Genomic DNA, 8,452 nt, shown 5'->3' on the forward strand with positions numbered 1-8,452 from the left:
GTCCTGGGCCTCGCGCGGGATGCCCCACTGCGCAGCCGTGACGGCCATGTGCTCGCCCATCGACATGCCGGTGCGCGGCTCGACGTTCTCGGGCGCGGACGGCACGAGGTGACCGGGGCGCAGGCCGGCGAGTGCCTTGGCCCGGGCACCGGGCGTTCGGGCGCGGTTGACGGCGAGGAGGGTGCGGCGCAGCCCCTCGCTGACGGCGATCGGGGCGTCGCTCGCGGTGTCGACGCCCCCGGCGATGCCGGAGTCGACCTGCCCGAGGGCGATCTTGTTCGCGACGAGGATCGTGGCCTCGAGGCCGGTGCCGCAGGCCTGCTGGACGTCGTAGGCCGGGGTGGCCGGCGACAGTCGCGTGCCGAGGACGGTCTCGCGGGTGAGGTTGAAGTCGCGGCTGTGCTTGAGGACGGCGCCGGCGACGACCTCGCCGAGGCGCGCCCCCGCGAGGCCGTGGCGGGCGACGAGCCCGTCGACCGCGGCCGTGAGCATGTCCTGGTTGGAGGCCTGCGCGTACGCCCCGTTGGCGCGGGCGAACGGGATGCGGTTGCCGCCGAGGACCGCGACGCGGCGCGGGGCTCGGGCGGGGGTCGTGGACGCCATGGGTCGTACCTGCTCTCGGTGGGGTGAACGGTGACGTGCTGTCGGCTCTCGACCCAAGATAACCGAAACTCGTAGTAGTCGATACAGCAAGTACCTGTTACTTTCGAGACATGGACGCCGACGTGGACCAGACGCCGCGGGACGGTCGCGACGCCCGGTGGGAGCGCCACCGCGAGGAACGTCGGGCCGCCCTCGTCGACGCCACCATCCGCGCCATCCGTCGCCACGGCGCCACGGTCGGCATGGACGACATCGCCGCCGAGGCCGGCACGAGCAAGACCGTCGTCTACCGGCACTTCGAGGACCGGGCCGGGCTCTACCGGGCCGTCGCCGCCCGCATCGACGCGCGCGTCGTCAGGGACGTCGGTGCCGCCCTCGCGCGCACCGACGCCGACGACATCGCCACCGACCCTCGAGGGCTCATCGCCTCGACCGTCGAGGCCTACCTGGCCCTCGTCGAGTCCGACACCGAGGTCTACCGCTTCGTCGTCAACCGGCCCCTCGTCGACCGGCCCCTGCCGGACGACCCCGTCGGCGGCACCGTGGCGCAGGTCGCCGACCAGCTCACCGACCTGCTCCGGCGCTCGCTCGAGGCCTCGGCCGCCGACCCCGGACGGGCGCGCACCTGGGCCATCGCCCTCGTCGGGTCGGTCCGGGCCGTTGCCGACGACTGGCTCGCCACCGCGCACCGCCCGCCGCGGGCCGAGGTCGTCGCGGCGCTGACCGACCTCGCGTGGAACGGCCTGGCCCCCGTCCTGTCCCCCGTCCTGTCCCCCGTCAGCGCGCGTGAGGAGACCCGCCGTGTCCGCTGAACCGATGCCCCTCCCGGTGCCCACGCCGCCGACCGCGGAGGCCCTGCGGGCCTACCTCGACGGCCCGCGTCGGGCCGTGCGGGAGCGGTGCCGCGTGCTCGACCCCGAGGTCCTCGGCCCGCCCGCGGAGCCGCTGCCGCTCGAGGAGCACCGCGCCCGTGTCCGCCGTCAGCTGGTACGTCTTGCCGCGGAACCGTTCGCGGCACAGGGCTTTCCGGAGCACCAAGGCGGCAGCGCACAGTACGGCGACTCGGTGACCGCCTTCGAGATGCTCGGGCACGGCGACCTGTCGCTCTTCGTCAAGGCGGGGGTCCAGTGGGGCCTCTTCGGCGGGGCCGTGTCGATGCTCGGCACCGAGCGCCACGACCACCTCGTGCCGCGCATCACCAGCGGCGAGCTGCTCGGCTGCTTCGCGATGACCGAGACCGGCCACGGCAGCGACGTCCAGGCCCTGCTCACCACGGCCACGTACGACCCGGCGGGCGAGGAGCTCGTCGTGCACTCTCCCACCCCGGCCGCGCGCAAGGACTACATCGGCGGGGCGGCGCACGACGCCCGCCTCGCCGCCGTCTTCGCGCAGCTCGTCGTGGGAGGCGAGTCCCGGGGCGTGCACTGCGTCCTCGTGCCGCTGCGCGACGAGCGGGGGCAGACGCTCCCGGGGGTCACGGCCACCGACTGCGGCCCCAAGCTCGGCCTCGACGGGGTCGACAACGGCCGCCTGTCCTTCGACCACGTCCGCGTCCCGCGCACCAACCTCCTCGGTCGCTACGGCGACATCGACGCCGACGGGCGGTACACGAGCCCCATCGACAACCCCTCGCGGCGGTTCTTCACCATGCTCGGCACCCTGGTCCGCGGCCGCATCTCCGTGGCCGGCGGGGCCGGGGCCGGCGCCCGGTCGGCCCTCGCGGTGACGACGCGGTACGCGCTCGCGCGTCGCCAGTTCGCCCCTCCCGGGGGCGGCGAGGAGGTGACCCTGCTCGACTACCGGACCTACCAGCGTCGGCTGGTGCCGCGCATCGCCGCCGCGTACGCGCTCCAGTTCGCCCAGCACGAGCTCGTCGGCGCGATGGACGACGTCCTCGCCGGCCGCACCCCGGGTGAGGAGGCGCAGCGTCGTCTCGAGACGAGCGCCGCCGGGGTCAAGGCGCTGACGACCCGGCACGCCACGGACACGATCCAGGAGTGCCGCGAGCTGTGCGGCGGGGCCGGGTACCTGTACGCCAACCGGCTGGCCCAGCTCAAGGCCGACACCGACATCTTCACGACGTTCGAGGGCGACAACACCGTCCTGCTGCAGCTCGTCGCCAAGTCGCTGCTCACCGACTACCGGTCCACGTTCGGCGACCTCGACACCGTGGGCATCGTGCGGTTCGGGGCCAGGCTGGCCGCCGGCACCGTCCTCGAGCGCACCGCGGCCCGGGGCATCGTCCAGCGCATCGTCGACGCCGCCCCCGGCCGGGACGAGGACCTCACCCTCGCCGCACGTGGTACCCAGCTGCGCCTGCTGCGGGAGCGTGAGGAGCACCTGCTGGAGGGCCTGGCCCGGCGGCTGCGCCGCGCCGAGGCGCGCGACGCCGACGCCTTCGCGGTCTTCAACGCGTGCCAGGACCACCTCGTCGACACCGCGCGGGCCCACGTCGAGCGTGTCGTCACCGAGTCCTTCGCGGCCGCCGTCGAGGAGTGCGACGAGCCGCAGGTGCGCACCCTGCTGGCCCGGGTCTGCGACCTGCACGCCCTCGCGACGATCGAGGCCCACAAGGCGTGGTACCTCGAGCACGACCGGCTCAGCCCGGCCCGTGCCAAGGCCCTGACCGCGGTCGTCAACGAGGCGTGCACGGAGCTTCGTCCGCATGCAGGCCTCCTCGTCGAGGGCTTCGGCATCCCGGACGCCTGGCTGACGACGGAGATGACGAGCGACCTCGCTCGCGGCTGACCCGGTCGGCACCGGGCTCGCGGTCGAGCCGCTCAGGCCTCCGGCCGCTGGTACCGGCCTCGTCGGTGCACGAGCGGCTCCTCGTCGTCGCCGAGCTCGAGGTGCTCGACGACGGCCTCGACGAGGCGTGACCAGCCGACCTCGTGCGTCGCCCCGGGGTCGAGCCGGACCCCCGCCCACGTGGGCACGGCCCGCAGCCGGGGTCCCCACGGCGTCTGCTCCCAGCTCTCGCCGCGGAACGGCCCGCCCGGAGCCGGGCGCATCCCGGCGAAGACGTCGGCGACGTCACGGTGTCGCCACTCCAGGAGGGCCACGACCGCCGTGCCGTCGCTCTCGAGGCGCTCCAGCAGGTCGGAGTCGGGGTGCAGGAGGGCGACGACCCGCGCGGGACGGCCCGCGGCGACGAGGTAGGACGACACCGTCAGGCCGGCCCGGTCGGGCCCCGCGCCGGCCGTCCAGAGCGTCACGGTGGCGCCGACCCGCGCGCGCAGCCGGCGCACGGGGTCGCGCTCCGGCTCCGGGGGAAGGAAGGGGTGCTCCGAGTGGATGGTCACGCCGGCGTCGTCCCCGGCTCGCCCCGGCTCACTCCGGCTCGGCGACGAGGAGGAGGTCCTCGACGGCGACCTCGCCGGGCTCGACGACCTCTGCGTAGACGCCCGCGCACTGCGACGGCGTGCGGGTGACGCGCAGGGTGCACTCGCCCAGACGGACGGTGCGCCCGACGAGCCCCTCGAGCACGGAGGCCTCCATGTCGAGCACGACGTTGGCCTTCGGGTGCGTCTCGACGTAGTCGGCCGCGGACACGAGGTGGACGGCGTTCTTCTTGGCCCGGTTGCCCGCCGGACCGGCCGGCGTCATCTCGACGGTGTCGAGCTCCTGACCGGGGGCGTCGGAGTCCGGGTAGATGAACAGGCTCGACACGGCAGCGTTCATGCGGCTCAGGCTAGTCCGTCGGCGCCGTGCGCGGGTGTACGAAGGCCCCCGGCCTGCGGCGACGCAGACCGGGGGCCCCGGTGGTGGACGTGAAGGGACTCGAACCCCTGACCTCTCGCGTGTGAAGCGAACGCTCTAACCAACTGAGCTACACGTCCGGGCGCCCGGTGCCGTCGGCGTCGGGGCGACGGAGGGAACAATAGCCTGTGCCGGACCGGTGGTGGAAATCGCCCTGCCGCCCCGCCCCGGGCGACCGGTCACCGGCGCGGGCCGGACCGCCTCACTCGACCCCCGGCAGCCGGGTCAGCAGGTCCTCCGCCCACGACGGGACGAACTGGGGGATGCCGGCCACGGCGAGGTAGCCCCACAGCACCGCCCACACGATGAGGAGCGTGCCGAGGGCCACGAGGCCGCGTACCCAGGCCGCCTGCCCCATGATCCACGTGTTCCACCGGCTCACCTGGTGCCTGGCGAAGTCCAGCCAGCGCTGGGCGAACTCGAACTCGCTGGCCAGGATGAGCAGCCCGAAGAAGACGACGAGCCACCCCGGGCCGGGCGCCGGCACCATGATGAGGCCGGCCACGGTGACGACCGCGCCGACCACCCCCACGGCCGTGCGCCACACGAGGTGGGTGACGCGGTTGCGCCGCAGACGGGCCCGCCAGGCCCAGCGGTCCTCGCCGGCATCGAGGGTCACGTTCCGGTCCGAGTAGTCCGGGTGCTGCGGCGCGTCGGTCCGGGTCCGGCGGCCGGTGTCCTCGGGCCCGGTCACGGGTCGAGGTCCCGCCCGGCGGCCTCGCGGAAGACCCGCTGGAGGGTGTCGGTGACGGGGTGGGCGGCCGGCAGCACCCGGTCGTCGACCGCGTGGACCGGCAGGACGTCCTTGGTCGAGCTCGTGATGAACACCTCGTCGGCCGAGGCGAGGACCTCCACGGGCAGGGTCTCCTCGCGCACGTCGAGGCCCGCCTCGCGACCCCACTCGAGGACGAGCTCCCGCGTGATGCCGAGGAGGAGCCCCGACTCCGCGGGAGGAGTGAGAACGACGCCGTCGACGACGACGAACACGTTGCTCCCCGTGCACTCGCACAGCTCGCCGCGGGTGTTGGCGAAGACCGCCTCGATGGCCCCCACCTGCTTCGCACGGGCCAGGGCGACGACGTTCTCGGCGTACGACGTCGTCTTGAGCCCGACGACCGCGGAACGCTCGTTGCGCGTCCACGGCACCACGGTGAGCTTGCCGCTCGCCGGCGGGCGTGGCTGCGGCCCGGCCAGGACGATGTGGGTCAGGTCGGCCTCGCCGCGGTCCGAGCCGAGGGGGCCGACACCCCCGGTGACGCTGTAGCGCAGCCGTCCGAACGGGATCGGGTCACCGTCGAGGACGGCGGCCACTCCCTTGTCGACGAACGCGAGGTCGACGGGCGGCAGGCCGAGGCCGGCGGCGGACCGCTCGAGGCGCCGGTGGTGGCGGGACAGGGCGAAGGGGTGCCCGTCCACGATCTTGGCGGTCTCGAAGACGCCGTCGCCCACGGTGACGGAGTGGTCGAGGGCCGACACCGCCGGCCCGGTCGGGTCGACGATCCTCCCGTCGACCCAGACGCGTGTGGTCGTGCTCATGGCTCCTCGGCTGCGCTGCGGAGGTCGGGGCCGGACGCATCGGGCCCGGCCGGGGCCTGCTGGTGTGGCCTCATGGTGTCACAGTGCCCGCCGCGAGCCCGACGAGGCGGGCCGCCTTGAGCTCGGTCTCGGCCCACTCCCCCTCCGGGTCCGAGCTCCACGTGATCCCCGCGCCGGTGCCGAAGCGCAGCCAGCGCCCTCCGGTGGCGTCTCGCTCGGCCCAGAACGTGCGGATGCCGACGGCGAGCCGGGCCTCGCCGCGGTCGGCATCGACCCAGCCGACGGCACCGCAGTAGGGGCCACGCGGCACCGTCTCGAGGTCGGCGATGGCGCGCAGCGCGCTCGACTTGGGGGCACCGCTCACCGAGCCGGGCGGCATGGTCGCCGTGGCGACCGCCCGCCAGCCGGCGTCGGGCCGCAGCCGTCCGCTGACCGTCGACACGAGATGGACGAGGCCGGGGTGCTCCTCGACGGCGCACAGCGCGTCGACGGAGACGGTGCCCGGTCGGCAGACCCCGGAGAGGTCGTTGCGCATCAGGTCGACGATCATGACGTTCTCGGCGTGGTCCTTGGGCAGCATGAGCGCGGGCGTCGGTGCGGTGCCCTTGATGGGACGCGTCACGACGCGTCCGTCGGCCCGCGAGAGGAACAGCTCGGGCGATGCTCCGACGACGTCGAGGTCCGCCGCGTCGCAGCGGATGCGTGCGGCGTAGGGAGCCGGGTTCCCTTGCCGCAGAAGCGCATCCAAGCCGTCGAGGTCGGCGTCGGCGCGCAGCTCGTGGCTCAGGACGCGGCAGATGTTGACCTGGTAGACCGTGCCCGAGGCGATCCGGCGCCGGACGTCCCGCACGGCGGCGACGTACTCGGACCGGTCGAGGGAGGTCGTCCACTCCCCCGTCAACGGCGCCCAGGGCCGGACCGCCGGGGCGGGCGGACCCGGGACGACCTCGGCGAAGCGGACGGCCGTGACCTCGCCCTCGAAGGTCGCGACGACGGCCCAGAACCCCTCGCTGTCGAGGGCGTCCAGGGCGTCCGGACCACGGCGGACGTCGACGACCGTCGTGGCGACCCGGTCGGCGAAGCGGGCGAGGTCCACCCGCAGATCGTAGGGCCCGGCAGCCGCAGGAGGTCACGCCCGGGGGCGGCCGTCCCGGGTCGACGCTCACTCGTCGTCGGGCTCGGGCGGGGTGTCGACGCCCTCGCGCTCGTCGCGGTCGGCCCACTCGAGCAGCGGCGTGAAGTCGAAGACGGCCTCGTCGATGCCGGCGTGCAGGTCGCCGAGCTCGGCGAACCGGGCCGGCATCGTGGCGATGGTCAGGTCGGGTGGCTGGACGTCGGGGACCTCGTCCCAGCGCACCGGCGCCGACACGGTGCCGTGCGGTGTGCCGCGGACGCTGTAGGCAGCGGCGATGGTGTGGTCGCGGGCGTTCTGGTTGTAGTCGACGAACAGGTCGGTCGGCGCGCGGTCCTTGCGCCACCACGTCGTCGTCACGTCGTCGGGCAGGCGACGCTCGACCTCACGGGCGAAGGCGAGGGCGCCGCGGCGGACCTCCTTGAAACCCCAGCGCGGCTCGATCCGCACGTACACGTGCAGGCCCCTGCCGCCGGAGGTCTTCGGCCAGCCCACCGCCCCGAGCTCGTCGAGGATCTCGTGCACCGTGCCCGCCGCGCGACGGACGGTCTCGAAACCGCACCTCGGCATGGGGTCGAGGTCTATGCGCCACTCGTCGGGCTTCTCGGTGTCCGCCCGCCGGGAGTTCCACGGGTGGAACTCGACGGTCGACATCTGCACCGCCCAGACGACGTCGGCCAGCTTGGTGACGCAGAGCTCGTCGGCGTGCAGGCCGTACCGCGGGAAGTGCAGCCGGACGGTCTCGACCCAGGGCGGGGCGCCGGCGGGCAGCCGCTTCTGGTGCACCTTCTGGCCGTCGACGCCCTTGGGGAAGCGATGGAGCATGCACGGCCGCTCGCGCAGGGCGTTGACGATGCCGGGGCCCACCGACCGGTAGTACTCGACGAGGTCGAGCTTGGTCTCGCCGCGCTCGGAGAAGTAGACCCGGTCCGGGTTGCTGACGCGCACGGGCAGCCCGTCGACGTCCACCTCGGTGGCAGGGGTGCTGCGCGACGCGGCCATGGGCCTCACTCTAGGGCGGCGGGACGACGAAGGCCGGGACCCTCGGGCCCCGGCCCCACGTGGAGCGGACGACCGGGCTCGAACCGGCGACCTCAACCTTGGCAAGGTTGCGCTCTACCAACTGAGTTACGTCCGCACGCCACCGGGCCCGCGACGCCCGGCCCGGTGCGGGCCGGACGCGGCGTCCGGTGGTGGGCGATACTGGGTTTGAACCAGTGACCTCTTCCGTGTCAAGGAAGCGCGCTACCACTGCGCCAATCGCCCTCGGTCGTGGGCGGCCGGCCGCTGAGGACCGGGCCACCCACCGGAGAGCCCCACGACCAGGTCGTGAGGCCCTCCTGCGTGGAGCGGACGACCGGGCTCGAACCGGCGACCTCAACCTTGGCAAGGTTGCGCTCTACCAACTGAGCTACGTCCGCG

Annotated in this window: 9 protein-coding genes and 4 tRNA genes; 2 read left to right on the plus strand and 11 right to left on the minus strand. The window is 74.0% G+C overall.

Annotated features, from left to right (window positions below):
• The coding region (locus ACPYOM_RS19165) for a thiolase family protein (protein WP_481347180.1) at window positions 1-603 on the minus strand (603 nt) is incomplete at its 3' end.
• A gap of 110 nt (window positions 604-713) precedes the next feature.
• On the opposite strand from ACPYOM_RS19165, the gene ACPYOM_RS19170 reads away from it, so the two are divergent.
• Window positions 714-1,415, plus strand: a complete 702-nt coding sequence (locus tag ACPYOM_RS19170; RefSeq protein ID WP_481347181.1) for a TetR/AcrR family transcriptional regulator — start codon at window positions 714-716, stop codon at window positions 1,413-1,415.
• Window positions 1,405-3,351, plus strand: a complete 1,947-nt coding sequence (locus ACPYOM_RS19175; RefSeq protein ID WP_481347182.1) for an acyl-CoA dehydrogenase family protein — start codon at window positions 1,405-1,407, stop codon at window positions 3,349-3,351. Before ACPYOM_RS19170 ends, ACPYOM_RS19175 begins: the two co-directional genes overlap by 11 nt.
• A 32-nt stretch (window positions 3,352-3,383) precedes the next feature.
• On the opposite strand, the gene ACPYOM_RS19180 is transcribed toward ACPYOM_RS19175, so the two are convergent.
• The 10 genes from ACPYOM_RS19180 to ACPYOM_RS19225 all read right to left on the minus strand — a co-directional run bounded on the left by ACPYOM_RS19180 (window position 3,384) and on the right by ACPYOM_RS19225 (window position 8,451).
• Window positions 3,384-3,905 (minus strand): flavin reductase family protein, encoded by a 522-nt coding sequence (locus ACPYOM_RS19180; RefSeq protein ID WP_481343806.1) that lies wholly within the window; start codon window positions 3,903-3,905, stop codon window positions 3,384-3,386.
• 28 nt (window positions 3,906-3,933) lie between these two features.
• Window positions 3,934-4,284, minus strand: coding sequence for a hypothetical protein (locus tag ACPYOM_RS19185; RefSeq protein WP_481347183.1), 351 nt, complete (start codon window positions 4,282-4,284; stop codon window positions 3,934-3,936).
• Window positions 4,285-4,365: 81 nt separating this feature from the next.
• Window positions 4,366-4,442 (minus strand) — tRNA-Val (locus tag ACPYOM_RS19190).
• 122 nt (window positions 4,443-4,564) lie between these two features.
• On the minus strand, window positions 4,565-5,056 hold the full coding sequence (locus ACPYOM_RS19195) for a TIGR02611 family protein (RefSeq protein ID WP_481347184.1): 492 nt from the start codon (window positions 5,054-5,056) through the stop codon (window positions 4,565-4,567).
• A complete protein-coding gene (locus ACPYOM_RS19200) occupies window positions 5,053-5,898 on the minus strand; it encodes an aminotransferase class IV (RefSeq protein ID WP_481343803.1) in 846 nt (281 codons plus the stop codon). The genes ACPYOM_RS19195 and ACPYOM_RS19200 overlap by 4 nt, the downstream gene beginning before the upstream one ends.
• Before the next feature lie 70 nt (window positions 5,899-5,968).
• Complete coding sequence (locus ACPYOM_RS19205) at window positions 5,969-6,994, minus strand: chorismate-binding protein (RefSeq protein ID WP_481347185.1); 1,026 nt, start codon at window positions 6,992-6,994, stop codon at window positions 5,969-5,971.
• Between the two features lie 66 nt (window positions 6,995-7,060).
• Entirely contained in the window at window positions 7,061-8,032 is a 972-nt protein-coding gene (gene ligD, locus ACPYOM_RS19210; RefSeq protein ID WP_481347186.1) for a non-homologous end-joining DNA ligase, read from the minus strand.
• 60 nt (window positions 8,033-8,092) lie between these two features.
• Window positions 8,093-8,168, minus strand: a tRNA-Gly gene (locus tag ACPYOM_RS19215).
• A gap of 53 nt (window positions 8,169-8,221) precedes the next feature.
• Window positions 8,222-8,296: transfer RNA gene (locus ACPYOM_RS19220), tRNA-Val, on the minus strand.
• 79 nt (window positions 8,297-8,375) lie between these two features.
• A tRNA-Gly gene (locus tag ACPYOM_RS19225) sits at window positions 8,376-8,451 on the minus strand.
• Between the last annotated feature and the right edge of the window lies 1 nt (window position 8,452).

This window comes from Monashia sp. HAY1-2A (genome assembly GCF_056755315.1).

Excerpts from the sequence above, each read along its gene's own strand:
- ACPYOM_RS19170 (WP_481347181.1), top strand. The coding sequence starts at position 714 with ATGGACGCCGACGTGGACCAGACGCCGCGGGACGGTCGCGACGCCCGG.
- ACPYOM_RS19185 (WP_481347183.1), bottom strand. The coding sequence starts at position 4,284 with ATGAACGCTGCCGTGTCGAGCCTGTTCATCTACCCGGACTCCGACGCC.
- ACPYOM_RS19200 (WP_481343803.1), bottom strand. The coding sequence starts at position 5,898 with ATGAGCACGACCACACGCGTCTGGGTCGACGGGAGGATCGTCGACCCG.
- ligD (WP_481347186.1), bottom strand. The coding sequence starts at position 8,032 with ATGGCCGCGTCGCGCAGCACCCCTGCCACCGAGGTGGACGTCGACGGG.